This window comes from Microbacterium sp. cf046, assembly GCF_900114345.1.
GTDB lineage: Bacteria > Actinomycetota > Actinomycetes > Actinomycetales > Microbacteriaceae > Microbacterium.
This window is the reverse complement of the sequence record NZ_FOZJ01000002.1, coordinates 545,370-569,904: the sequence shown is the minus strand read 5'-3', so window position 1 is coordinate 569,904 and position 24,535 is coordinate 545,370. Positions and strand designations below refer to the sequence as shown.

Here is a 24,535-nt window from a genome sequence, read left to right as displayed (position 1 = left end):
GCTCGGCGCATGGCACCTGCGACCACCGTCGACGAGTACATCGCGGGGTTCCCGCCTGAGGTCGCCGAGCGGCTGCAGCGGATCCGCGAGGTGATCATCGCGAACGTCGGAGCGCCTCCCGAGGAGAAGATCCGGTACGGCATCGCCGCAGTGATGCTCGGCGGCCGCTACGCCCTGCACTACGCCGGCTGGAAGAAGCACATCGGGCTCTACCCCGTGCCCAGACTCGCCGAGCCGCTGGAGAGCCAGATCGCGCCGTACCGTGCGGAGAAGGACTCGGTGACCTTCCCCCACTCCACGCCGATCCCGTACGACCTGATCGGCGAAGTCACCCGGGCGATCGTCGCCCGGCGCGCCGCCGCTCAGGCCGGAAGCGACTGACTGCGCGTGAGCACCGCGCGCGCGTGGCGGAGCACGGGTTCGTCGACCATGCGCCCCTCGTAGGTGAAGACGCCGCCCTGTGACCGCGCGGCATCGAGCACGGCGTGCGCCCACGCGATCGCGGCCTCATCCGGCCGGTACGCCCGCCGGATGATCTCGACCTGACTCGGGTGGATGCACGCGGTCGCGACGAACCCGGATGCCGCCGCGTCGGCCGCCTCGATCGCGAGGCGCTTGGTCTCGGCGATGTCCAGATGCACTGCGTCGATCGCGGCCTTTCCACGGGCGCCCGCCGCGAGGAGCACCCGCGCGCGGGCGTAGCGGGCGACATCGCGATACCGCCCGTTGGGCTTGCGGCTCCCGGTCCCGCCCAGGCTCGCCACCAGATCCTCGGCACCCCACATGAGCCCTACGACCTGACGGTGCGCGGCGAACTTCTCGGCAGCGGCGACACCCCGCGCCGTCTCGCACAGCGGAATGAGGGAGAACCGGCGATCCAGATCCTTGAACTGCTTCACGCTCTCGGCCTTGGCCACCATGATCGTGCGGTAGTCGGTCTGCGAGAGCGTCGCGAGGTCGGCGATGAACGCGTCGGTCCCCGGCGGGTTCACCCGCACGATCACGCGATCCGGGTCGAGTTCCGACTCGATGAGCGCCCCCCGTGCGGCGACCTTGGCCGTCGGGGCGACGGCATCCTCGAGGTCGAGGATCACGGCATCCGCCCGTTCGAGCGCCTTCGCGAACCGCTCGGGGCGATCGGCCGGGCAGAACAGGATCGCCGGGCCGTGCATGAAGACGCTCATGACTCCTCCGATACTTCGGGTGCGGCATCCCGACGCCACATCAGGGCGACGCGCGTGGCCGTCGCCACCACGACGCCGTCCTGATTCCGGCCGGTGTGCCGCATCGTCACGATCCCCTGACCGGGTCGCGACGCCGAGGGCCGCACGTCGAGGATCTCGGTGTCGGTGTACAGGGTGTCACCGTGGAACAGGGGCGCAGGGAACGCGATGTCCGACAGTCCGAGCTGGGCGACGAGCGTGCCCTGGGTGAGTTGCGTCACGGACGCTCCGACCATGGTCGCGAGCGTCCACATGGAGTTCATGAGCCGCTGGCCGAACGGCTGCGTCGCGGCGTAGGCGGCATCCAGGTGGAGCGCCTGGGTGTTCATGGTCAGCGACGAGAACAGCACGTTGTCCGCCTCGGTCGCCGTGCGGCCCGGTCGGTGCCGATACCGGTCCCCGACCGCGAACTCCTCGAAATAGAGTCCCCGCTGGATGATCTCGCGACCCCCGGCTCCGGCTTCCGTCTCGCCCACGCTCGACACGCTACCCGAGAGCCTCGTCACAGACCCAGCGCACGGGAGATGACGAGCAGCTGCACCTCGCTGGTGCCCTCGCCGATCTCGAGGATCTTCGAGTCGCGGTAGTGCCGGGCGACGGGGTACTCGTTCATGAACCCGTTGCCGCCGAAGATCTGCGTCGCATCCCGTGCGTTGTCCATCGCGGCGTCGCTCGCGGTGAGCTTGGCGATCGCCGCCTCGACCTTGAACGACTTGCCGGCGTCGCGCAGGCGGGCGGCGTGGTGCCAGGCGAGCCGGGCGTTGTGGACGCGCAGCTGCATGCGCGCCAGCATGAACTGGATGCTCTGCCGCGTGGAGAGCTGCTCGCCGAAGACCGTGCGCTTCTTGGCGTAGTCGACAGCGGCTTCCAGGCACCCCTCGGCGGCACCGGTCGACAGCGCCGCGATCGCGATTCGGCCCTCATCGAGGATGTGCAGGAAGTTCGCGAACCCGCGACCGCGCTCGCCCAGGAGGTTGCCCTCGGGCACGCGGGCGTCCTGGAACGTCAGGGGGTGGGTGTCGGATGCGTGCCAGCCGACCTTGTCGTAGGCCGGCTCGACCGTGAAGCCCGGCGTTCCGCTCGGGACGATGATCGTCGAGATCTCCTTGCCCCGATCGGTCTCGCCGGTGACCGCCGTGACGGTCACGAACCGGGTGATGTCGGTGCCGGAGTTCGTGATGAACTGCTTCGAGCCGTTGATGACCCACTCACCGTCCTCCAACCGGGCGGTGGTGCGCGTGGCGCCGGCATCCGATCCCGCTTCGGGCTCGGTCAGGCCGAAACCGGCCAGCGCAGTGCCGGCCAGGAGGTCGGGCAGGAGCTCCGCCTTCTGCGCGTCGGTGCCGAAGCGGAAGATCGGCATCGCGCCCAGGCTGACACCGGCCTCCAGCGTGATCGCGAGGGACTGGTCGACGCGCCCCAGCGCCTCGATCGCGAGGCAGAGCGCGAAGTAGTCGCCGCCCTGCCCGCCGAACTCCTCGGGGAACGGGAGGCCGAACAGTCCGAGTTCGCCCATCTGGGCGACGACATCGAGCGGAAGCGTGTGCGTCCGGTCGGCCTCGTACGATCGCGGCGCGACGACCTGGTCGGCGAACTCGCGGACGAGGCCGGCGAGCTCCTGCTCGTCGTCGGTGAGGTCGTGGTTGTGCATGGTGTTCCTTCGCTGGGCTATGCGGGGTCCGCGGTCACGCGGGCGAGAATCTGGTCACGGCGCACCTGATCGCCGACGGCGATCTCGATGGTGGCGATGCCGTCGTGGGGGGCGATGACGGGGTGCTCCATCTTCATCGCCTCGATCGTGACGATCCGCTCCCCCGCCGCGACTCGCGCTCCGTCGGCCACGTGCACCGCGACGACGGCGCCCGGCATGGGTGCGAGCAGTTCGGGGTGTGCGGCGGCCGACGTCTGGTCGCGGGCGGCAAGCGCATGCTCCATGGCCTCACGACGATCGAGCGCCCGCAGGCGATGGGTCGCTCCCTCGGCGTGCACCCATGTCCAGCCGTCGTCGTCGATCGCGACGTCGGTGCCGGGCGCGAGCGCACGGCCCGGTGCGACGGCGGCCCAACCACCCGATCCGGCGTGGACCGCGGGTCGCGGGCGGGGCAGCGGGGTGGACAGGATGCTGCCGTCCGGAGTGAGGACCGCCACCTCGAGCGGTGCGACGGCGGCGCCGAGACGCCAGCCCGACCCCGAGCGCCACAGCGGCGACGCCGCACCGCCCTGGGGTCGGACCAGTCGGGACCCGTCGACGACCGCTGCTGCCGAGCGCAGCGCAGCAGCCGAAGGTGTCGGATCCTCGTAGGGCGGAAGCCGATCGATCAATCCGGTGTCGAGGTCGCCATGCTGCACCGCATCATCGGCGAGCAGGTTCCGCAGGAAGCCGATGTTCGTGTCGACGCCCAGAACGACCGTCTCGGCGAGCGCGTCGTCCAGTCGCGCCAGCGCTTCGGCGCGATCGACCCCGTGGGCGATCACCTTCGCGATCATCGGGTCGTAGTCGGCGGTGACCGTCGAACCCGACTCGACAGCGGAGTCCGTCCGCGCCCCTTCCGCCGCGCGCCACGCCAGGATCGTGCCCGCGGCGGGCAGGAACCCGCGCGCCGGCGTCTCGGCGTAGACGCGGGCTTCAATGGCGTGCCCGCTCAGGTGCACGTCCGCCTGACCGATGCCCAGCGGCTCTCCGGCGGCAACGCGCAGCTGCAGCTCGACCAGATCGAATCCGGTGACCAGTTCCGTGACGGGGTGCTCGACCTGCAGGCGCGTGTTCATCTCGATGAAGAAGAACTCGTCGGGGCGATCCGCGGCGACGAGGAACTCGACGGTTCCGGCACCTCGGTACTCGACGCTCGCGGCGGCGGCGCACGCGGCTTCGCCGAGGCGCTTGCGGGTGGCCGGGTCGACCACGGGCGAGGGTGCCTCCTCGATGACCTTCTGGTGCCGGCGCTGAAGGGTGCACTCGCGTTCGCCGAGATGGATCACCGCGCCGTGGCCGTCTGCCATCACCTGGACTTCGATGTGGCGGGGGCGTTCGATGAGCCGCTCGAGCAGGAGCGTGTCATCCCCGAAGGCGGCCGATGCCACCCGACGCGCGGTCGCGAGCGCATCCGGGAGCTCGCCGGCTCCGCGCACGACCTGCATCCCCTTGCCGCCGCCGCCCGCCGACGGCTTGATGAGGAGCGGATACCCCACGCGTGCCGCGGCATCCGCGATCTCCGCGTCGGTGAGCCCGGTCGCATCGATGCCGGGGACCACCGGCACACCGCTGAGCGTCACGTGCGCCTTCGAGCGGATCTTGTCGCCCATCACGTCGAGCGCGCGCTCGCCGGGCCCGATGAACACGATCCCGGCGTCCGCGCACGCGCGGGCGAACTCCGCGTTCTCGGAGAGGAACCCGTACCCGGGGTGGATCGCCTGGGCTCCGGAGTCCTTCGCCGCCGCAAGGATCGCGGCGCCGTCGAGGTAGGACTGCGCAGCCGCGGCCGGACCGATGCGGTAGGCGGCGTCCGCTTCGCGCACGTGCGGCGCGTCGGCGTCAGCGTCGCTGTACACCGCGATCGAGCGGATGCCGAGGCGGCGCAGGGTGCGGATCACGCGACGCGCGATCTCGCCGCGGTTGGCGACGAGGACGGTCTGGAAGGGGCGGTCGGCCATGGCACTCACATCCGGAAGACGCCGAAGCGCGGTTCGGGCAGTGGAGCTCGCGAGACGACGTCCAGCGCGAGTCCGAGCAGGTCGCGGGTGTCGGCGGGGTCGACGATGCCGTCATCCCAGAGTCGCGCGGTGGCGTAGTACGGGTTGCCCTGCTCCTCGTACTGACGGCGGATCGGAGCCTCGAACTCGGACTGCTCATCGGCGGACCATTCGTGCCCGCGACCCTCGATCTGGTCACGCTTGACCGTGGAGAGGACCGATGCGGCCTGCGGACCGCCCATCACCGAGATGCGGCTCGCCGGCCAGGTCCACAGGAAGCGCGGCGAGTAGGCGCGGCCGCACATCGAGTAGTTGCCGGCGCCGAACGACCCGCCGATCACGACAGTGAGCTTGGGCACGCGGGTCGTGGCGACGGCGGTGACCATCTTGGCGCCGTCCTTCGCGATGCCTCCGGCCTCGGCATCCCGACCGACCATGAAGCCCGAGATGTTCTGCAGGAACAGCAGGGGGATGCCGCGCTGGTCGCACAGCTCGATGAAGTGGGCGCCCTTCTGCGCCGACTCGGAGAACAGCACGCCGTTGTTGGCGATGATCCCGACCGGGTGCCCGTGGATGCGCGCGAACCCGGTGACCAGGGTCTCGCCGTATGCCCGCTTGAACTCGTGGAAGGCGCTGCCGTCTACCAGACGGGCGATGACCTCCCGCACGTCGTAGGGCTGGTTGACGTCGACCGGCACGACACCGTACAGGTCGGAGGGATCGACGGCCGGGGGCACGGATTCGATCACCTCCCACGCGGGGGCGAGCGGCGGGGGCAGGGTCGCGACGATGTCGCGGACGATCTCGAGAGCGTGCTCGTCGTTCTCGGCGAGGTGGTCCACGACCCCGGACCGGGTCGCGTGCAGCTCTCCCCCGCCGAGCTCTTCGGCGGTGACGATCTCGCCGATGGCGGCCTTCACGAGCGGCGGTCCGCCGAGGAAGATCGTGCCCTGGTTGCGGACGATGACGGTCTCATCGCTCATCGCCGGCACGTATGCGCCGCCTGCGGTGCACGAGCCCAGCACCGCGGCGATCTGCGGAACGCCCGCGGCGGACATCCGCGCCTGGTTGAAGAAGATGCGCCCGAAGTGGTCGCGATCCGGGAAGACCTCGTCCTGCATGGGCAGGAACGCACCGCCCGAATCGACGAGGTAGATGCAGGGCAGCAGATTCTCGAGCGCGATCTCCTGCGCGCGGAGGTGCTTCTTGACCGTGAGCGGGTAGTACGTGCCGCCCTTGACCGTCGCGTCGTTGCACACGACCATGACCTGGCGTCCGTGGACGAGTCCGATGCCGGCGATGACGCCCGCCCCGGGCGCCTCGCCTCGGTACATCCCCTCGGCCGCCAAGGGCGCGATCTCCACGAACGGGCTGCCCTCGTCCAGCAGCCGGGCGATGCGGTCGCGTGGAAGGAGCTTGCCTCTCTCGACATGCCGTTCGCGCGACGCGGCGGGGCCGCCGACGGATGCCTCGGCCAGACGCTCGCGCAGTCGCTCGGCCAGCGCCGCCTGCGCGTCGCGGGTGCGCGAGAACGCCTCGTCGTGCGCCACCGCAGTCTGCAGTGCCGGGCCGGCTGCCGTCATGTCATCTCCGTCGACGTCACGATCGGATCACGTCGGTTGTCCCGTCGCGACCCCAGTGGTTAGGGTTCACTAACTGAATGTCTAGGTTAGCGAGGATTAACTGAAATGACAAGCGGTGTCACCGAGCGCGACCGGGCCAAGGCCGATCGCCAGGCCGCCATCCTGCATGAAGCTGCGCGGCTGTTCGCCGAGCGCGGTTTCAGCGGTGTCAGCCTCGAGGAGCTCGGTGCCGCGGTCGGCGTCAGCGGCCCGGCGGTCTATCGTCATTTCGCGAACAAGCAGGCGCTGCTCGGTGCGATCCTCGTGCGCGTGAGCGAGCGGCTCCTCAGCGGCGGACAGCAGGTGATCGCCGCTCACGACTCACCGTCGGCGCGACTGGACGCCCTGATCGGATTCCACGTCGACTTCGCGCTGACCGATGCCGACGTCATCCGCGTGCAGGACCGCGACCTCGCCAGCCTGAGCGACGACGATCGCCACGCCGTTCGGCGGCTGCAGCGCGAGTACGTCGAGCTGTGGATGGCCGTCCTGGCGGAGATCCACCCGACGCGTTCCGAGCCCGATCTTCGGGTACGGGCCCACGCGTGCTTCGGGCTGATCAACTCCACACCGCACAGTGTGCGGCGGGCGCGCACTGCTCCCGCCGACAGCACCGTGCGCGGCATCCTGGAGTCGATGGCCTCCGCGGCGCTGACGGCCTGAGCCCCGCCGGCGGGCGTCAGCGCATCAGCATCGCCCGACCGGGCTCGCGCAGGATGTCTGCGACATCGCGCAGGAAGCGCGCGCCCTGCTCGCCGTCAACGAGCCTGTGGTCGAACGACAGGCTGAGCGTCATGACGTCGCGGAGCGCGATCTCGCCGTTGTGCTCCCACGGCTGTCGGCGCACCGCCCCGAGCGCCAGGATGCCGGCCTCCCCCGGGTTGAGGATCGGGGTTCCGGCGTCCACGCCGAACACTCCGACGTTCGTGATCGAGAACGTGCCGCCGCTCATCTCGGCCGGGGCGGTCTTGCCCGCCCGCGCCGTCTCGGCGAGTCGGCCGATCGCATCCGCGAGCTCGACGAGGGTCAGGCCCTCCGCGTCGCGGATGTTCGGCACGACGAGGCCTCGGTCCGTCGCCGCGGCGATTCCGAGGTTCACGTAGTGGTGCTGCACGATCTCGGCGTTCTCGCCGTCCCAGCGCGAGTTCAGGCTGGGCTGCCGCAGCAGCGCGAGACAGACGGCCTTCGCGGCGACGGCCATGACGCCGATGCGGTGCCCCTCGAGCGCACGGTCGGCGCGAAGCGACGCGATCAGCTCGCTCGTGGCCGTGACATCCACGGTGAGGAACGTCGTGACGTGCGGCGCGGTGAAGGCGCTGCGCACCATCGCATCGGCGGTGTGCTTGCGGACGCCGCGAATGGGGATGCGGGTCGTGCGATCCGCGCCGGCCGGCTCTGCGATCGGCGCTGCGGCGGCTGCGCGATCCGGTGACGCCGTACGGGCCGCGTAGGACTCGACGTCGGCGCGGGTGATCAGGCCCGTGGCACCGCTCGCCTCGACGAGTGCGAGGTCGACCCCGAGCTCCTTCGCGAGCTTGCGCACCGGGGGCGTGGACCGCGGACGCTCGCGCAGCTGCTCGAACGGCTCCTGCGTGCTGATCACATCGTGCGGTGCCGCCTCGAGCACCGCCGTGTCGGGAGCGCTCGGCTGCTGCGCGCCGCTGCGTGCGCGGCGCTGCGGCCGCCCGGAGCCGCGCGGGGCGGCGCCGTAGCCGACGAGATTGGGCTGCGCCTTCTCCTCGACGGCTGATTCGCTGTCGGCGGCCGCCGGCGCGGCGGACTCAGGCTCGGCGCCCTCGATGTCGAACGAGATCAGGACCGATCCGACCTCGACGACGTCACCGGCGGCCGCGTGCAGCGTGCCCACGACGCCGGCGTACGGGGACGGCAGCTCGACGACTGCCTTGGCGGTCTCGACCTCGGCGATGGTCTGATTGAGCGCGACGGTGTCGCCCTCGGCGACGAGCCACTGGACGAGCTCGGCTTCGGGGAGTCCCTCACCGAGGTCGGGCAGACGGAAATCGGTGATCATGCTCGGCTCCCGCCCACCGCTGCACCACGGCCGGACTCGAGAGAGCCCCACTCCTCGCGCCCCGTCTGGCTGTTCGGTCGATCCAGCACCCGGTCGACGGCATCCAGGATCCGATCCAGGTCGGGCAGGTGGTGCTTCTCGAGCTTCGCCGGCGGGTAGGGGATGTCGTGTCCGGTGACGCGCACGGGCGGCGCCTCCAGGTAGTTGAAGCACTGCTCGGTCACGCTCGCGACGAGCTCGGCGCCGACGCCGGCTTCGCGCGCGGCCTCGTGCGTGACGACGACCCGACCGGTCTTGCGGACGGATGCGGCGACCGTGCGGTAGTCGACAGGAGAGATCGAGCGCAGGTCGATGACCTCGATCGAGATGCCGTCGTCCTCGGCGGCGGTGGCGGCATCCATCGCTGTGGAGACCTGGGCGCCGTAGGTGAGCAGCGTCACGTCGGAGCCTTCGCGCGCGACGCGGGCGAGCCCCATCGGCGGTGCGTCGGCCAGGTCGACGTCGAGGTCGACCTCGCCCTTCTGGTGGTAGAGCCGCTTGGGCTCGAAGTACACGACGGGGTCGTTGGATGCGATCGCCTGGCGGAGCATGACGTACGCGTCCTGCGGGTTGGAGACCGCGACCACCCGAAGGCCGGACGTGTGCACGAAATACGCCTCGGGAGACTCGGAGTGGTGCTCGGCGGCTCCCACTCCCCCGGCCCACGGGATGCGGATCGTGATCGGCATCTTCACGTTTCCGCGGGTGCGGTAGTGGAGCTTGGCCACCTGGCACACGATCTGGTCGAAGGCGGGATACACGAAGCCGTCGAACTGGATCTCCACGACCGGCCGGTATCCGCGGAACGCGAGACCGACGGCAGCGCCCATGATCCCCGATTCGGCCAGCGGCGTGTCGATCACACGCTGCGCGCCGAACTGGTCGAGCAGGCCGTCCGTGACCCGGAAGACGCCGCCGAGCTTGCCGATGTCCTCGCCCATGACGAGCACCTTCGGGTCGTCGGCCATGGCGCGACGGAGCCCTTCGTTGATGGACTTGGCCATCGTGAGCTGCGTCATCGTCCGGCCTCCTCACCGGCGAAGCCGTCGAGGTACGCCGCGAACTGCGCGCGCTGCGCGTCGAGACCGACATGCGGCTCGTCGTAGACGTTGTCGAACACCTCGATGGGCTCCCGGGTCCGGGCCGACAGGCACGCCGAGCGCACATCCGCGCCCCAGCGGTCGGCATCCGCCGCGACCTGTCGCTCGAAGTCCTCGGAGAACTCGCCCTGCGCGCGCAGGAGCGCTTCGACGCGGGTGAGCGGGTCGCGGCGACGCCAGCGCTCGACCTCGTCCTTGTCGCGGTAGCGCGTCGGGTCGTCGGAGGTCGTGTGCGGGCCCATGCGGTACGTGACCGCCTCGATGAAGGCCGGTCCGTTGCCGCGGCGGGCGTGATCCACGGCCCAGCGCATCGCGGCGAGGCACGCGAGCACGTCGTTGCCGTCGACCCGCAGACTCGGGATGCCGAAGCCCGGCGCGCGGCCGGCGATGGGGAACTTGGCCTGCACGGTGACCGGCTCGGAGATCGCCCACTGGTTGTTCGTGCAGACGAAGACCACCGGCGCCCGGAACGAGGAGGCGAACACCATCGCCTCGTTGACATCGCCCTGGCTCGTCGCGCCGTCGCCGAAATACGCCGCGGCGACCTGATCGGTGCCGTCGAACTGGATGCCCATGGCGTACCCGACCGCGTGCAGGGACTGCGCGCCGATGATGATCTGCGGGGTCGCGGTGTTGATGTCGTAGGGGTTGTACGTCGAGTGCGCTTCGCCGCGCCATGCCAGGACGAAGTCCGACGGCACGGCGCCGCGCACGAAGTTGACGCCGATCTCGCGATAGCTGGGGAAGACGAAGTCGTCGGAACGGAACGCGCGGGCGGTGCCGACCTGCGTCGCCTCCTGGCCCTGGCACGGGGCCCAGAGTCCGAGCTGTCCCTGGCGCTGCAGCGCGACGCCCTCGGTGTCGATGCGGCGGACGAGCGCCATGTCGCGGTAGAGACCGCGCAGCGCCTCGGCATCGATGTCTGCGACATACGGATCGAGCTCGCGGTCGGCGATGCGCTCGCCGTCCTGGTTCAGCAGCCGTGCGACATCGTCGACGTCGACGGCCGGTTCGGCCGTCGGGGTCAGGGTGTGCGTCATCGTCATCCCTCCTCGTTGCGGAACGCCCTCGTGAGGCGCCCGTCGCGGGTCACCGGCAGCTCCGCCGGATGGCCTGACTCTACGTCGATATTGCACCTCGCTCAAGCAGGATGAATTCTGTTGAGCATGTTGCCAAGCAGCACGACAGATGACGTGCTAAAGTTTCACACTATGAGCACCCTCGATCACGTCGACCTGGAGCTGTTGGCCGCGCTCGCAGCCGACCCGAGAGCCACCGTCGTCGCCCTGGCCGAACGGCTGGGGCTGTCACGCAACACCGTGCAGGCGCGCATGGCGCGACTCGAGCGCTCCGGCGTCTTCCTCTCCTACGAGCGGGCGATCTCCTCGACCGCGCTCGGCTTCCCGATCGAGGCGTTCATCAGCGTCATGGTCCGCCAGGCCGACCTGCCGCGAATCACCGCCGAACTCGCACACGTCCCCGAGATCGTGCAGGCGCACGGCCTGAGCGGGCAGGTGGATCTGCTGGTCCGGGTCGCGTGCCGCGACACGCAGCACCTGTTCGACACCGACGCGCGGATCCTCGCGATCGAGGGGGTCGAGCGCACCGAGACCTCGCTCGTGATGGGCGAGGTCATCGGCTATCGCGTGAACCCGCTGATGGAGCTGGCGCGGCGGGAGTGACGGGGCGGCGAGCCTCGCGCAACGCGTGGACGCGCGCGCCCGCCGCGCGCTGCTCGATCAGGTGAGGACAGGCGCCTCGACCCGCGGGTCGGCGCCGGACTGCGCGTCTGCACGCACGAGGATCACGCCGACGAGGATGAGCGCACCGCCGGCGAACTGGATCGGCGCGGGCACCTCCGCCAGGAAGATCCATGCGAACCCCAGCGCGAAGAGCACTTCGGACAGTCCGACGAACGACGCCACTCGCGATCCGATCCGCGGCACCGCCATCACGCCGAACGCGTAGCCGAGCGTCGTCGCGATCGCGGCCACCCAGATCAGCGGCACGAACCACGGCACCTCGACGCCCGCGAGCACGACCGACACGGCCGGAGCGGTGAACGGCATGATGCCCGTGAGGCACAGCATCGCCATGATCGTCGCGCCGGTCAGCAGCCCCCCGGCGGCCAGTGCCAACGGCGGGAGGTCATCCCCCGCGCGCTCCGAGATCACGAAGTACGCGCACACGCAGACCGCTGCGGCGAGGGCGAACAGCGTCCCGAGCAGGTCGAACGACGCACCCGAGATGTCCACGACCAGGACGAGTCCGACGATCGCGACGGCGGAGCCCCACAGCACGAGCGCGGACGGCGCTTTGCGCGTGCGCAGCCACACGAAGGCGACCAGCATGACCGGTGCGAGGTATTGGATCAGGAGCGCGACCGCCACCGGCATCCGCTGCATCGCCGAGAAGAAGAAGAGCTGGCAGCCGAGCACCGGCATCAGCCCGAACCCGGCGATGAGCTTCCAGTGCCGCCGCAGGAATCCCCGCTGACGGCGGATGGCCAGGAACAGCGCCGGCGAGAGGATCAGCCCGGCCACGCCCATCCGCACGAGGAGTGCTGCACCGAGCGACCAGCCCGCCTCGAGCAGCGGTTTGATGAACGGGCCGCTCGAGGAGAATGCGAGGGCGGATGCGACGGCGAGCACAAGACCGGAGGTGCTGACGCGGTGCGCGGCGGCGGTTCTGATCATCGGGATCGATGCGGTGGGAGCTGCCATGGTGTGATCCGGCCGTGAGAAAGAGCTGTCAGGAGTCAAAAGCACTTACACTGGTGACGATACAGGTCCATCCTGTCAGGAGTCAACATGGTTTTCATTCGTGACACGGAACAGTCGCTCAAGGCTGCCGTGCACCTCGTCAACACGCTCCCCGGCTTCGATGGCGAAGACACGCTGCAGACCGTCGAGGACTTCGAGACGTACCTCGCGATGAACCCCTACACGGGCACGATCCGCCGCGATCAGGCCGAGGTGGAAGCCGTGCGGGGCATCCGCGCCCGCCTGCGGCGCCTCTGGGATGTCGACCGCGAAGGGGCCGTCGCGTTGGTGAACGAGATGCTCCGCGATGGTCAGGCGCTCCCCCGCCTCGTGAGCCATGACGACTACGACTGGCATATCCACGCGACCTCCGACGACGCGCCGCTGGCCACCCGCATCCTGGTCGAGGCGGCGATGGCGTTCGTCGACGTCATCCGCTCAGACGAGTACGACCGGGTGCGCGTGTGCTCCGCGGATGACTGCGACTCGGTCTACATCGACTATTCGCGCAACGGGTCCAAGCGCTACTGCGACACGGGCAACTGCGGCAACCGCATGAACGTCAACGCGTACCGGGAGCGGAAGGCGCAAGAAAGCGCTTGATGGCCTCCGCCGCGGCGGCCGGCGTCTCGTAGTGGATCAGGTGGCCGACATCGGCGATCTCGACGAGCTCGGCATCCGGGAAGAGGGTGGCGAGGTGGCGCTCCGCCTCGATCGGCGTGATGTCGTCCCTCACGGCGGCGATCAGCAGCGTGGGCTGGGTGATCGAGGGCGCGAACTCCCGCACATCGTGCGACACCGATGCCAGGAACGCATCGTGGAGGACGTCGCGGTCGGCGAAGCGCGAGAAGTACGTGTCGTGCTGATCGTGGATGAACCGGCGCAGCTGCGCATCGCGCGTCTTGGCCATCGAGACGCTCATCACCCGGACGATCGCGCCGTTGCGCAGAAGTCCGTCGCCGACCGGCTTGGGCAGTCGGGCGCCTGACCAGTAGTAGAAGACCGCCAGTCTGGTGAGGATGCCGCGCGGACCCTCCAGTGCCGGGGCGCCGATCGGATTGACCAGGATCACCCGAGGGGTCTGCAGTCCCGCCGCGACGGCCGCCGCCACGACGATCGACCCGAACGAGTGGCCGAGGATGACCGCACCGGGAGCCACCGCGGGGGCGAACGCGCGCAGCCAGTCGCGGTAGGCCGCGAGGTCGTGGCGCCTCCCCGGCAGCGGCGGCGTCTCGCCGAATCCCGGCAGGTCCGGCGAGATGATGCGCACGCCGTCGAGGTGCGCGACGACCGGCTCGAGACCGTGGTGCTCGCCGCGGAAGCCGTGCACCGCGACGATCGTCGTCTCGGCCTCCGGCGAGCCGTAGACCCAGTACGCCGTGGTGCCGCCCAGCACCTCGATCTCGTGGCGCTCCACCGGGATCGCGTCGAGGAGGACGGAGTAGGGGTTCGGGGCGGGCACGCTCCGAGTCTACGTTCGCGGCATCAGGCGTTCCTGAGCGGCGATGTCGGAGGCGACGCATACCGTGAGGGGCATGAAGGCGACAAAGGGGGTGGGTCCAGAGGTCGACGGGCACGGCGGCCCGCCGACCTGGACGCGTGTGATCGGCGTGTTCGACCTCGAGACGACCGGCGTCGACGTGGCCGAGGATCGCATCGTCACCGCCCACGTCGGCCTGCTCGACGCGAGCGGTTCGGCGATCCTCGCCCGCGACTGGATCGCCGACCCCGGCGTCGAGATCCCGGCGGCCGCGACTGCGGTGCACGGCATCTCGACCGAGCACGCCCGTGCGATCGGAGCGCCGGCGTGCGATGTGGTGGAGCAGGTCACCGACACGCTCCGGTCGCTTCTGGATGCCGGCATCCCCGTGGTCGCGTACAACGCCGCGTTCGACTTCTCACTCCTGGCCCGCGAAGCGTCACGGCACGGAGTCCTGCCGCTGCGCAATCCGTCCCCCGTGATCGATCCGCTCGTGCTCGACAAGGCCTACGACCGGTTCCGCCGCGGCAAGCGCACCCTCGCGGTGGTCGCCGAGCACTACGCGGTGCGGCTCGACGACGCGCATGAAGCGTCCGCGGATGCCGTTGCGGCAGGCCGGATCGCGCAGGCCCTCGCGGGGCGCTTCGCCGGGCTGATGCCACCGGAGGCCGATGAGCTGCACACGCGGCAGATCGCGTGGGCACGCGCGCAGGCGGCCAGTCTCACCGAGTACTTCATCAGCATCGGGCGACTCGACCCCGACACGGAGCTGGACGGCCGCTGGCCGATCCGCTGATTCTCGACGCCCGGCCGGGTCAGACGGGACGAGCCGGGAACGCGAAAGGCCCCGCCGAAGCGGGGCCTCTGCACTGCGACTAGTTGCTGGACGAGCCGCCGAAGTTCTTGAAGCGCTGGTTGAACTTCTCGACACGACCGGCCGAGTCCATGATGCGCTGCTTACCCGTGTAGAACGGGTGCGACGCCGACGAGATCTCGACGTCGATGACGGGATACTCGACACCGTCCAGCTCGATCGTCTTGTCCGAGGTCACCGTCGAACGGGTGAGGAAGGTCTCGCCCGAGCCGAGGTCGCGGAACACGACAGCCTGGTAGTCGGGGTGGATGTCAGTCTTCATGGGAAGTCCTTTGAGATGTGGTGCCCTGGATTTTGCCAGGGCATCAAAGTCTGCGGTGCGAACGCACCAAGGATCGATTCTATCAGCCCGCGGCGCTTGCGCGGAATCGTGCCTGTGGCGGTCTCAGGAGCCGCGATGCTCGGCCGCCCGCGCCGCATAGCGCCCGCCGTCGGCCGTAAGCGTGATCGGCGCGCCGAACGCCTCCGTCAGGTTTTCGGCCGTGAGGGTCTCCCCCAGCGGACCCGCGGCGACGACACGGCCTTCGCGCATGAGCAGGACGTGCGTGAAGCCGATCGGGATCTCCTCGACGTGGTGGGTCACCATCACCATCGCGGGCGTCGTGGGCGCCTGGGCGTAGCCGCCCAGCAGGGTCAGGAGCTCCTCGCGCGCACCGAGGTCCAGGCTCGCGGCGGGCTCGTCCAGCAGCAGCAGCTCGGGGTCCGTCATGATCGCCCGCGCGATCTGCACGCGCTTCTGCTCGCCGTCCGACAGAGTGCCGAACGTGCGATCGGCGAGCTGATCGAGCCGCCACTCGGCGAGCACCCGGAGTGCGCGGCGCTCGTCGATGTCCTCGTAGGCCTCGTTCCAGCGACCGAGCACCGAATACGCGGCGGTCAGGACGACGTTCAGCACGGTCTCCTCGGGCGGCACGCGCTTGGCCATCGCGGTCGAGGCGAATCCGATGCGCGGACGCAGCTCGAAGACGTCCGTTCGACCCAGCTGTTCGCCGAGGATCGTGACGCGACCCGAGGTGGGGTGGACGAGCGTGTCGGCGAGCTGCAGGAGCGTCGTCTTGCCCGCGCCGTTCGGGCCGAGGATCACCCACCGCTGGTCGTCATCGACCGACCAGTCGAGGTGGTCGACGATGTCTCGGGCGTTTCTGCGGACGACGACGTCGGAGAACTCGAGCACCTGCGGCATGCGTCCAGCCTATCGGCGGATGCCCGCGACCTCCGCGTACAGCGCGGCGGTCGCATCGGCGATCGAGGACCAGCTGAAGTCGTTCGTCGCCCGCGCGCGCCCGGCGGCGCCGTACGCCGCTGCGCGCTCGGGATCGCTCACCACCTCGGTCAGCACACGGGCGAGATCCTCGACGTACTGCTCCGGATGAAGCGGCGTTCCGGTGCCGTCCTGCACCTGCTCGATCGGCACCAGCCGACCGGTGACCCCGTCCACGACGACCTCCGGGATGCCGCCGGTCGCGGTGCCCACGACCGCGGCGCCGCACGCCATCGCCTCGAGGTTGACGATGCCGAGGGGCTCGTAGATCGAGGGGCAGACGAACGTCGTCGCTGCGCTGAGGATCGTGCACAGCTCGTGGCGGGCGAGCATCCGGTCGATCCAGACCACGCCGTCGCGGGTCTCCTGGAGGCGGCGGACGAGGCCCTCGACCTCGGCCATGATCTGCGGGGTGTCCGGCGCGCCGGCGCACAGGATCACCTGCACGTCGGCCGGAAGCCGCTCCGCGGCTCGCAGGAAGTAGGGCAGGCCCTTCTGGCGGGTGATCCTGCCGACGAACACGACCGATGGCCGGCTCGCATCGACACCGAGCTGCGCCAGCAGCGCCGGATCCTCGACCGGATGCCACGCATCGACGTCGATGCCGTTGTAGATCACGCGCACCTTGTCGGGATCGAGCGTCGGGTAGCTGCGCAGGATGTCGGTGCGCATGCCGTCGCTCACCGCGACGATGGCAGCCGCGCGCTCGTACGCCGTCTTCTCGATGTAGCTGGACACCGCGTACCCGCCGCCCAGCTGCTCCGCCTTCCACGGCCGGAGCGGCTCGAGGCTGTGGGCCGTGACGACGTGCGGGATGCCGTGCAGCAGGGAAGCCAGGTGGCCGGCGAAGTTCGCGTACCAGGTGTGGCTGTGCACGACATCGGCGCCGGCGACATCGGTCACGATCTCCAGATCGGTCCCCAGCGTCTGGATCGCGCCGTTCGCTGTGGCGAGCTCCGCGGGCACGCCGTACGCGGTCGTGCCCTCCTCATCGCGGGCCGCGCCGAACGCGCGCACCTGGACGTCCATCCGCTCGCGGAGGGCCTTCACGAGTTCGGTCACGTGCACTCCGGCCCCGCCGTAGATCTCCGGCGGATACTCCTTGGTGATGATGTCGACTCGCATGTCAACACGCTAGTACCCGGGCCGAAGTGCGGCATAGGGTGGGGCCATGCCAGCAGCGCCGAAGGTGTTCGGAATCATCCTCGCCGGTGGGGAGGGCAAGCGTCTGATGCCCCTCACCGCAGATCGAGCAAAGCCCGCCGTCCCGTTCGGCGGGCAGTATCGTCTGATCGACTTCGCGATATCGAACCTCATCAACTCGGGGCTCAGACAGCTCGTGGTGCTCACGCAGTACAAGTCGCACAGCCTCGACCGGCACATCTCGCAGACATGGCGGATGTCGCCGCTGCTGGACTCGTATGTCGCGTCCGTTCCCGCGCAGCAGCGACTCGGCAAGCGGTGGTTCTCCGGCTCCGCCGACGCGATCCTGCAGAGCCTGAACCTCATCAACGACGAGAAGCCCGACATCGTCGTGGTGATCGGCGCCGACCACGTGTACCGCATGGACTTCCGCCAGATGCTGGATTCGCACATCGAATCCGGCGCGCGCGCCACGGTCGCCGGCATCCGTCAGCCGCTCTCGCTGGCGAACCAGTTCGGCGTGATCGACGTCGACGAGAAGGATCCGGCGAAGATCCGCGAATTCCTCGAGAAGCCCCAGGACGCGAAGGGGCTCAGCGACGCGCCGCACGAAGTGCTCGCCTCGATGGGCAACTACATCTTCGACACCGACGCGCTCATCGAAGCGGTCGAATCCGACGGCGAGCTGCCGACGTCCAACCACGACATGGGCGGCGACATCATCCCGTACTTCGTCGGTCGCGGTGAGGCCGGCGTCTACGACATGAAGCGCAACGACGTGCCCGGCTCGACGGATCGCGATCGCGACTACTGGCGCGACGTCGGAACGATCGATTCGTTCTTCGACGCGCACATGGATCTGATCTCCACCCTGCCGATCTTCAACCTGTACAACATGCAGTGGCCGATCCACTCGCAGACGGTGAATTCGCCGCCCGCGAAGTTCGTCCGCGACTCGGTGGGCCGGATCGGCAATGCGATCGACTCGATCGTCTCGCTCGGCTCCGTGCTGTCGGGGACCCACCTCGAGCGCAGCGTCGTCGGACCCTGGACTCTCGCGGGCGGCGGCTCGACGATCACCGACTCGGTGCTCTTCGATCATGTCCGCGTCGGTCAGGGGGCCCGCATCCATCGCGCGATCCTCGACAAGAACGTCGTCCTGGCCGACGGCGCCACCGTCGGCGTCGATCGCGAGCGAGACATCGCGCGCGGCTTCACCGTCACCGAGACCGGACTCACGGTCGTCGGCAAGGGCGTGCACGTCGACTAGCTCCGCGCGCGACATCGGGACGGATGCCGCGACGATAGCGTGGGAGCATGCCTGCGCCATCCGCCCGCTTCCTCGTGGTGCTCGACGCCGATTCGACGCTCATCCGCAACGAGGTGATCGAGCTCCTGGCGGATGAGGCGGGGCGCGGCGCGGAGGTCGCGGCGGCCACCGAGGCCGCCATGCGCGGCGAGGTCGACTTCGCGACCAGTCTTCGATCCCGCGTGAGCGTGCTCGCGGGCGTCCCCACGAGTGCGTTCGCACGGGTGCTCGCGCGGATCGAGCCGACGCCCGGTGTCCGCGAGCTCATCGCGGCCGCGCACGCGCGCGGCGGGCGGGTCGGTGTCGTCTCCGGCGGATTCCACGAGATCCTCGACGCGGTCGCGACCGATCTCGGCGTCGACATCTGGCGTGCGAATCGGCTGGTCACCGACAGTGAAACGCTGACCGGCACCGTTGACGGAGCGATCGTGGACGCCGGGGCGAAGGAGGCCGCCCTGCGCGAATGGGCAGCCGAGTCCGGGGTGCCGATCGCGCGCACGATCGCGATCGGCGACGGCGCGAACGACCTGCGCATGATGGCCGCGGCCGGGCTCGGCCTCGCCTTCAACGCGAAGCCGACCGTCCGGGCGCAGGCCGACCTCGTCATCGAGCGCGTGGATCTGCGGGAAGTGATCCCGCTCCTCCCCTGACCTGCCCCGTCGCCTCGGCACGTGTGCGTGTCGGAGAGTCTCGGTAGCGTCGAGGGATGGACATCATCCTCGTACCCGGACTCTGGCTCGACGCGTCTTCATGGGACGACGTGACACCTGCGCTGCAGAGCGCAGGTCATACAGTGCACCCGCTCACCATGCCGGGCGTCGGCGTGCCGGCCGTCGATTCATCGGAAGTGGGCATCGCCGACTGGGTCGATGCGGTGGTGGACGAGATCGACGCGTCCCCGGGCCTCGTCGTGCTCGTGGGCCACAGCGGCGGGGGGAACGTCGTCTACGGCGCCGCCGATGCGCGGCCCGAGAAGGTCGCGCGCGTCGTCTTCGTCGACACGTTCCCGCCGGGCGACGGCGGCTCGATCTGGGAGTTCCCCATCGTCGACGGCGTCATTCCCTTCCCGGGCTGGGACTTCTTCGAGGAGCCCGAGATCGCCGACCTCGACGAGACGACCCGCGCCGACGCGGCGGCGCGGACGCGCTCGGTTCCGGCCCGCGTTCCCACCGATCCGCTGCGGTTGGCGGATGAGCGTCGCCGACGCCTCCCGGTCACGATGCTCACCGGCACCGTGGCTGCCGACGAGATACGAGGCATCATCGCCTCGACGCCGGACTGGGCGGCTGAGCTCGCCGCGCTGCAGGACCTCGAGATCGTCGAGCTGCACTCCGGTCACTGGCCGCAGTTCTCCAAGCCCGGCGAGCTCGGCGCCGCGATCCTCAAGGCGGTCGATCGCACCTGATCCAGGGCGGTCAGTGCCCCATGCCGAGACCGCCGTCGACCGGGATGACGGCGCCCGAGATGTAGGCGGCGTCGTCCGACGCGATCCAGGTGATGACACCGGCGACCTCGTCGGTGGTGGCGAAGCGGGCCGCCGGGATGCTCCGCTTGTACTCGGCCTGCAGGTCGTCCGGGAGCGAAGCCGTCATCTCGGTCTCGATGAAGCCCGGTGCCACCACGTTCGCGGTGATCCCCCGGCTGCCGAGCTCGCGCGTGAGCGAACGTGCGAACCCGACCAGGGCGCTCTTGGATGCCGCGTAATTGATCTGGCCGGCGCCGCCGTACAGGCCTACGACGCTGGAGATGAGGATGACGCGACCCCACTTCGCACGCAGCATCCCCTTCGACGCCCGCTTGACCACGCGGAACGCTCCTCCGAGGTTGGTGGAGATCACGCTGTCGAAGTCGTCCTCGGTCATCCTGAGCAGCAGCGTGTCCTTCGTGATGCCCGCGTTCGCGACGACGATCTCGACCGGACCCAGCTTCGCTTCGACCTCGGTGAAGGCCGCATCCACGGCCGCGGCATCCGTGACATCCGCTCGCACGGTCAGCGTGCCCTCCGGTCCTTCGCCCGAGCGCACGGTCACGGCGACCCGGTACCCTTCCGCGACGAAGCGCTCGGCGGTGGCGCGGCCGATGCCGCGATTGCCTCCTGTGACCAGGACGACGCGATCGGTGGACATTTGGCACTCCCGGGGCTGGACGCGATGAACCGCCCCAGCCTATCGGTGCCCTGTTTGACACTCCCGGCGCGCACTGCGACGCTGTTACGGCACTCGACGAAAGGCCTGCCCGTGAGCGACACGAACCCCGACGGCTCGACCCCGGTCCCGCCCGCACCACCCGCACCTCCCGCGTACGGATCGCCCGACTACGCCGCAGCACCACCCGCCGCACCCGCACCGCCCGCGTACACCCCGGCACCGCCCGCATACACCCCGGCACCGCCCGCGTACGGCACCGCTCCGGCCTACGGCGCCGCGCCCGCGTACGGCACTTCGTACGGCGCGTACGCGCCGGCGAAGACCAACACCCTCGCGATCGTGTCGCTGGTCTCGTCGCTCGTCGGCATCTTCATCATCCCGTTCCTCGGGTCGCTCGCCGGGATCATCACCGGTCACATGTCGCTCGGGCAGATCAAGCGCACGGGCGAGCAGGGCCGCGGACTCGCACTGGCCGGCACGATCCTCGGCTACGTCGGCCTGGGGTTCATCGTGCTCGGGCTGATCGTGTTCTTCGCGTTCCTGCTCCCGCTCATCATCTACAGCGCGGGCACCAACGTCTGACGGCCGTCACCGGTCCTCCCAGGCGTACTCTGGAAGGACCGTGAAGAGTTCGTCGAAGCCCCAATCTGCGACGTCGCTGCCGCGCGCACCGCGCGACGACGAACATCGGCGTTCGAGCCGCTATCTCGTGATGATGGGGATCCGGATCGCGTGCTTCATCCTCATGGTCGTGATCACTCCATACGGCTGGTACACGTGGGTCTTCGGCATCGCCGCGATCGTGCTGCCGTACATCGCGGTCGTTCTGGCGAACGTCAGTTCCGACGTCGAGCGGACGGATCCCGAGAACCCGGAGCGGGCGCTCCCCGCGGCGCCGTCGGGGACCCCCGCGGCGGGCACAGGGTCACCGGTGCTGCGCATCGAAGAGACTCACGCGATCGAGAAGCCTCGCGACGAGTCGAGCGGCGCGGCGTGAGCGATCCGCAGCAGGTGCCCTCCGACGCGCGCCCTGACGCCGAGTGCTCACGCGCGGGATGCCGCAACCTCGCGGTCTGGGCGGTCGTGTGGCGGAATCCGAAGATCCACTCCCCCGATCGCCGCAAGGTGTGGGTCGCGTGCGACGAGCACCGGGACTTCCTGCGCGACTATCTCGCCGCACGCGAGTTCCCGGTCGTCGTGGAGCGCCTGGAGGTCGCCGCCGGTGTCGAGGGGGCGACGTGAGCCGGGCGACGGCGCCTCCCGCCGTGCGCTGGACGGCGTACGTGGCGGTGGCGATCGTCTTCGCGATCGCCTGCGCGTTCCTGTCGAACTGGCAGTTCAGCCGCAATGCCGCCCGAGCGGAGCAGCTGGCGCTGGTCGCGCAGAACTACGACGCGGATCCGGTGCCGCTCTCCGATGTGATCGCGCCCGGCGGATCGCTCGCCGCAGACGACGAGTGGCAGCCCGTGCGTCTGGAGGGCGAGTATCTGGCGGCCGACCAGATCCTCGTCCGCAATCGACCCCATGGCGGCACCGCGGCTTTCGAGGTCCTGGTTCCGTTCCGCGACGAGGACGGTCGCATCCTGCTCATCGACCGAGGCTGGGTCCCGCCCGGCGAGGACCAGCCGCTGCCGGATGAGATCCCGGCTCCCCCGGAGGGGCAGGTCACCGTGATCGCGCGACTCCGGCCGGCGGAGCCGCTTCCCGCCTCGGGGCGCTCGGCCCCGGAGGGCCAGGTCCCCTCGATCAATCCCGGGCTCGTCGCGGACCTCGTGGACCCGGGCGTCGGCGCCGGACTCGAACCGACCGCCTACGGTGCCATGGTGTCGGAGGATCCGGCGCCCGCGACGCGGCCCGCGGCCTTCGCCGCTCCGTCGGAGGATCCCGGCCCCCATCTGTCCTATGCGGTGCAGTGGATCCTGTTCGCGATCATGGGCTTCGTCTTCATCGGGTATGTGATCCGCACCGAGCGCCGTCATCGTCGCGAGGATGCGGAGGACCGTGCGCGCGGCATCGATCCGAGCCCGCGGCATCGCACGCCGGCGCGGCGGAACGACCGCGACATGCAGGATGAGGACTCGATCCTCGACGCGGCCGGCCGATGACGCGGTCCTACGCGAGCGCGATGAGGTCCTGGTAGTCGCGGTTCCAGAGGTCTTCGACGCCGTCCGGCAGGATCAGCACGCGCTCGGGGTTCAGCGCCTCCACGGCGCCCTCGTCGTGCGAGACCAGCACCACCGCGCCCTCATAGTGCGCCAGCGCACCGAGGATCTCCTCTCGCGAGGCCGGGTCGAGGTTGTTGGTCGGCTCGTCCAGAAGCAGCATGTTGGCCGAGGAGACGACGAGCGTAGCGAGCGAGAGCCGGGTCTTCTCTCCGCCCGAGAGCACTCCGGCGGGCTTGAGCACGTCGTCGCCGGTGAACAGGAACGAGCCGAGCACCTTGCGCGCTTCGGTCGCGCTGATGTCGGGCGCGGCCGACATCATGTTCTCGAGCACGGACCGCGACACGTCGAGGTTCTCGTGCTCCTGCGCGTAGTAGCCGATCTTCAGCCCGTGACCCGGTTCGAGCTGCCCGGTGTCCGGCTGGTCGACGCCGGCCAGGATGCGCAGCAGCGTCGTCTTCCCGGCGCCGTTCAGACCCAGCACGACCACCTTGGACCCGCGATCGATCGCGAGGTCGACGTCGGTGAAGATCTCCAGCGATCCGTACGACTTCGACAGCCCCGACGCCATGAGCGGGGTCTTGCCGCACGCCGCGGGCTTCGGGAAGCGCAGCTTGGCCACACGCTCGACCTGGCGGACCTCGTCCAGTCCCGAGAGCATCTTCTCGGCGCGCGCGACCATCTGGTGCGCGGCCGCTGCCTTCGAGGCCTTCGCGCCGAAGCGCGCGGCCTGCAGCTGCAGCTGCGTCGCCTTCTTCTCGACGTTGACGCGCTCCTTCTTGCGGCGCTCCTCGTCGGCGACCCGCTGACGCAGGTAGTTCTTCCAGTTCATGTTGTAGACGTCGATCACCTGGCGGTTCGCGTCGAGGTAGAACACGCGGTTGACGGTCTCGCCCACGAGCTCGACGTCGTGGCTGATCACGATCAGCCCGCCCTTGTAGTTCTTGAGGAACTCCCTGAGCCACACGACGCTGTCCGCGTCGAGGTGGTTGGTCGGCTCATCGAGGATCATCGACTCGGCGTCGGAGAAGAGGATGCGGGCGAGCTCGATCCGGCGGCGCTGACCTCCTGAGAGCGTGCGCAGCGGCTGGTCGAGGATGCGATCCGGCAGCGAGAGGTTGTGGGCGATGGAGGCCGCTTCGGCTTCGGCCGTGTAGCCGCCCAGCGCCTCGAAGCGCTCGGTCAGACTGCTGTATCGCTTCATCGCCTTGGCGGCGACATCCGGGTCGTCGTCCCCCATCAGCAGGGATGCGTCGTGCATCCCGAGGGCGAGCGTGCCCAGGCCGCGGGCATCGAGGATGCGGGTGCGCGCGAGCATCTCCGGGTCTCCGGTGCGCGGGTCCTGCGGCAGGTACCCCAGCTCTCCGGAACGATCGACGCGCCCGTCGGCCGGCTGCAGGTCACCGGCGAGCACCTTCGTCAGCGTCGTCTTGCCCGCACCGTTGCGACCCACCAGACCCACCTTGTCGCCGTTGCTGACGCGGAACGAGACGTCCGCCATGAGCACGCGGGCACCTACGCGGATCTCGAGATCGTGCACGGCGAGCACAGCGAAGGTCCGTTTCGTAGAGGGAAAGTGAGGAGCGACCGATTGGCCGATCTCCAAGTCTACCGTCGCCGCGCATGACCGCCGTCGCGCGGCGACCTCGCCGGCCGCCGCACGCTGTGCGGAGCGCCACAGCGGATGCCGC

27 protein-coding genes are annotated in these 24,535 nt (G+C 69.7%); 12 read left to right on the top strand and 15 right to left on the bottom strand.

What is annotated here, in order from left to right; genetic code table 11:
• Positions 1-9: 9 nt before the first annotated feature.
• Positions 10-381: an iron chaperone gene (locus BM349_RS08945; RefSeq protein WP_091706321.1), complete on the top strand. Its 372-nt coding sequence runs from the start codon at positions 10-12 to the stop codon at positions 379-381.
• Here BM349_RS08945 and BM349_RS08940 read toward each other — a convergent pair.
• From BM349_RS08940 to BM349_RS08920, 5 genes are read right to left on the bottom strand one after another with little or no spacing between them, the layout of a single operon-like run.
• A complete protein-coding gene (locus tag BM349_RS08940) occupies positions 363-1,184 on the bottom strand; it encodes an HpcH/HpaI aldolase/citrate lyase family protein (protein ID WP_091706319.1) in 822 nt (273 codons plus the stop codon). The two genes, BM349_RS08945 and BM349_RS08940, sit on opposite strands and share 19 nt — an antisense overlap.
• Positions 1,181-1,708: a MaoC family dehydratase gene (locus BM349_RS08935; protein WP_091706317.1), complete on the bottom strand. Its 528-nt coding sequence runs from the start codon at positions 1,706-1,708 to the stop codon at positions 1,181-1,183. Before BM349_RS08935 ends, BM349_RS08940 begins: the two co-directional genes overlap by 4 nt.
• A 17-nt stretch (positions 1,709-1,725) precedes the next feature.
• Complete coding sequence (locus BM349_RS08930) at positions 1,726-2,874, bottom strand: acyl-CoA dehydrogenase family protein (protein ID WP_091706315.1); 1,149 nt, start codon at positions 2,872-2,874, stop codon at positions 1,726-1,728.
• Positions 2,875-2,891: 17 nt separating this feature from the next.
• Positions 2,892-4,874, bottom strand: coding sequence for an acetyl/propionyl/methylcrotonyl-CoA carboxylase subunit alpha (locus tag BM349_RS08925; protein ID WP_091706313.1), 1,983 nt, complete (start codon positions 4,872-4,874; stop codon positions 2,892-2,894).
• Between the two features lie 5 nt (positions 4,875-4,879).
• Entirely contained in the window at positions 4,880-6,496 is a 1,617-nt protein-coding gene (locus BM349_RS08920) for a carboxyl transferase domain-containing protein (protein ID WP_091706311.1), read from the bottom strand.
• A 105-nt stretch (positions 6,497-6,601) separates the two neighbouring features.
• Here BM349_RS08920 and BM349_RS08915 point away from each other — a divergent pair, with 105 nt between their 5' ends.
• Positions 6,602-7,198: an SACE_7040 family transcriptional regulator gene (locus tag BM349_RS08915; protein ID WP_091706309.1), complete on the top strand. Its 597-nt coding sequence runs from the start codon at positions 6,602-6,604 to the stop codon at positions 7,196-7,198.
• Between the two features lie 16 nt (positions 7,199-7,214).
• On the opposite strand, the gene BM349_RS08910 is transcribed toward BM349_RS08915, so the two are convergent.
• From BM349_RS08910 to pdhA, 3 genes are read right to left on the bottom strand one after another with little or no spacing between them, the layout of a single operon-like run.
• Positions 7,215-8,567, bottom strand: coding sequence for a dihydrolipoamide acetyltransferase family protein (locus BM349_RS08910; RefSeq protein WP_091706307.1), 1,353 nt, complete (start codon positions 8,565-8,567; stop codon positions 7,215-7,217).
• Positions 8,564-9,625: an alpha-ketoacid dehydrogenase subunit beta gene (locus BM349_RS08905; RefSeq protein ID WP_091706304.1), complete on the bottom strand. Its 1,062-nt coding sequence runs from the start codon at positions 9,623-9,625 to the stop codon at positions 8,564-8,566. Before BM349_RS08905 ends, BM349_RS08910 begins: the two co-directional genes overlap by 4 nt.
• Complete coding sequence (gene pdhA, locus BM349_RS08900) at positions 9,622-10,746, bottom strand: pyruvate dehydrogenase (acetyl-transferring) E1 component subunit alpha (RefSeq protein WP_254773801.1); 1,125 nt, start codon at positions 10,744-10,746, stop codon at positions 9,622-9,624. The genes BM349_RS08905 and pdhA overlap by 4 nt, the downstream gene beginning before the upstream one ends.
• Positions 10,747-10,917: 171 nt before the next feature.
• Here pdhA and BM349_RS08895 point away from each other — a divergent pair, with 171 nt between their 5' ends.
• Positions 10,918-11,388: an Lrp/AsnC family transcriptional regulator gene (locus tag BM349_RS08895; RefSeq protein WP_091706298.1), complete on the top strand. Its 471-nt coding sequence runs from the start codon at positions 10,918-10,920 to the stop codon at positions 11,386-11,388.
• 57 nt (positions 11,389-11,445) lie between these two features.
• Here the strand turns inward: BM349_RS08895 and BM349_RS08890 are convergent, their stop codons facing one another.
• Complete coding sequence (locus BM349_RS08890; protein ID WP_091706295.1) at positions 11,446-12,429, bottom strand: EamA family transporter; 984 nt, start codon at positions 12,427-12,429, stop codon at positions 11,446-11,448.
• 87 nt (positions 12,430-12,516) lie between these two features.
• Between BM349_RS08890 and BM349_RS08885 the strand changes: the two genes are divergently transcribed.
• Positions 12,517-13,071 (top strand): CGNR zinc finger domain-containing protein, encoded by a 555-nt coding sequence (locus BM349_RS08885; protein WP_091706292.1) that lies wholly within the window; start codon positions 12,517-12,519, stop codon positions 13,069-13,071.
• Here the strand turns inward: BM349_RS08885 and BM349_RS08880 are convergent.
• Complete coding sequence (locus BM349_RS08880) at positions 13,031-13,930, bottom strand: alpha/beta fold hydrolase (protein ID WP_091706290.1); 900 nt, start codon at positions 13,928-13,930, stop codon at positions 13,031-13,033. The genes BM349_RS08885 and BM349_RS08880 overlap by 41 nt on opposite strands.
• A 73-nt stretch (positions 13,931-14,003) precedes the next feature.
• On the opposite strand from BM349_RS08880, the gene BM349_RS08875 reads away from it, so the two are divergent.
• The gene (locus tag BM349_RS08875; protein WP_254773800.1) at positions 14,004-14,744 is read left to right on the top strand and encodes a 3'-5' exonuclease; all 741 of its coding nucleotides are present in this window, start codon (positions 14,004-14,006) and stop codon (positions 14,742-14,744) included.
• A gap of 79 nt (positions 14,745-14,823) precedes the next feature.
• On the opposite strand, the gene BM349_RS08870 is transcribed toward BM349_RS08875, so the two are convergent.
• From BM349_RS08870 to glgA, 3 genes are all read right to left on the bottom strand, one after another.
• Positions 14,824-15,084: a type B 50S ribosomal protein L31 gene (locus BM349_RS08870; protein WP_091706285.1), complete on the bottom strand. Its 261-nt coding sequence runs from the start codon at positions 15,082-15,084 to the stop codon at positions 14,824-14,826.
• Positions 15,085-15,207: 123 nt separating this feature from the next.
• Entirely contained in the window at positions 15,208-16,005 is a 798-nt protein-coding gene (locus tag BM349_RS08865; RefSeq protein ID WP_091706282.1) for an ABC transporter ATP-binding protein, read from the bottom strand.
• 9 nt (positions 16,006-16,014) lie between these two features.
• Entirely contained in the window at positions 16,015-17,208 is a 1,194-nt protein-coding gene (gene glgA, locus BM349_RS08860; protein ID WP_091706279.1) for a glycogen synthase, read from the bottom strand.
• A gap of 46 nt (positions 17,209-17,254) precedes the next feature.
• On the opposite strand from glgA, the gene glgC reads away from it, so the two are divergent.
• The 3 genes from glgC to BM349_RS08845 are packed head-to-tail and all read left to right on the top strand — an operon-like array spanning position 17,255 to position 19,940.
• A complete protein-coding gene (gene glgC / locus BM349_RS08855) occupies positions 17,255-18,496 on the top strand; it encodes a glucose-1-phosphate adenylyltransferase (protein ID WP_091706277.1) in 1,242 nt (413 codons plus the stop codon).
• A gap of 47 nt (positions 18,497-18,543) precedes the next feature.
• Entirely contained in the window at positions 18,544-19,185 is a 642-nt protein-coding gene (gene serB / locus BM349_RS08850) for a phosphoserine phosphatase SerB (protein WP_091706274.1), read from the top strand.
• A gap of 56 nt (positions 19,186-19,241) precedes the next feature.
• Positions 19,242-19,940 carry an alpha/beta fold hydrolase gene (locus tag BM349_RS08845; protein WP_091706272.1) on the top strand — a complete coding sequence of 233 codons (699 nt, stop codon included), beginning with the start codon at positions 19,242-19,244 and terminating at the stop codon, positions 19,938-19,940.
• Between the two features lie 10 nt (positions 19,941-19,950).
• On the opposite strand, the gene fabG is transcribed toward BM349_RS08845, so the two are convergent.
• The gene (gene fabG, locus BM349_RS08840; protein WP_091706270.1) at positions 19,951-20,661 is read right to left on the bottom strand and encodes a 3-oxoacyl-ACP reductase FabG; all 711 of its coding nucleotides are present in this window, start codon (positions 20,659-20,661) and stop codon (positions 19,951-19,953) included.
• A gap of 111 nt (positions 20,662-20,772) precedes the next feature.
• On the opposite strand from fabG, the gene BM349_RS08835 reads away from it, so the two are divergent.
• From BM349_RS08835 to BM349_RS08820, 4 genes are read left to right on the top strand one after another with little or no spacing between them, the layout of a single operon-like run.
• Complete coding sequence (locus BM349_RS08835; RefSeq protein ID WP_254773799.1) at positions 20,773-21,264, top strand: DUF4190 domain-containing protein; 492 nt, start codon at positions 20,773-20,775, stop codon at positions 21,262-21,264.
• A gap of 40 nt (positions 21,265-21,304) precedes the next feature.
• On the top strand, positions 21,305-21,679 hold the full coding sequence (locus BM349_RS08830; protein ID WP_091706265.1) for a DUF3099 domain-containing protein: 375 nt from the start codon (positions 21,305-21,307) through the stop codon (positions 21,677-21,679).
• Positions 21,676-21,924, top strand: coding sequence for a hypothetical protein (locus tag BM349_RS08825; protein ID WP_254773798.1), 249 nt, complete (start codon positions 21,676-21,678; stop codon positions 21,922-21,924). Before BM349_RS08830 ends, BM349_RS08825 begins: the two co-directional genes overlap by 4 nt.
• Positions 21,921-22,787: an SURF1 family cytochrome oxidase biogenesis protein gene (locus tag BM349_RS08820; RefSeq protein ID WP_091706263.1), complete on the top strand. Its 867-nt coding sequence runs from the start codon at positions 21,921-21,923 to the stop codon at positions 22,785-22,787. Before BM349_RS08825 ends, BM349_RS08820 begins: the two co-directional genes overlap by 4 nt.
• A gap of 7 nt (positions 22,788-22,794) precedes the next feature.
• On the opposite strand, the gene abc-f is transcribed toward BM349_RS08820, so the two are convergent.
• Positions 22,795-24,393: a ribosomal protection-like ABC-F family protein gene (abc-f, locus tag BM349_RS08815; RefSeq protein ID WP_091706261.1), complete on the bottom strand. Its 1,599-nt coding sequence runs from the start codon at positions 24,391-24,393 to the stop codon at positions 22,795-22,797.
• Between the last annotated feature and the right edge of the window lie 142 nt (positions 24,394-24,535).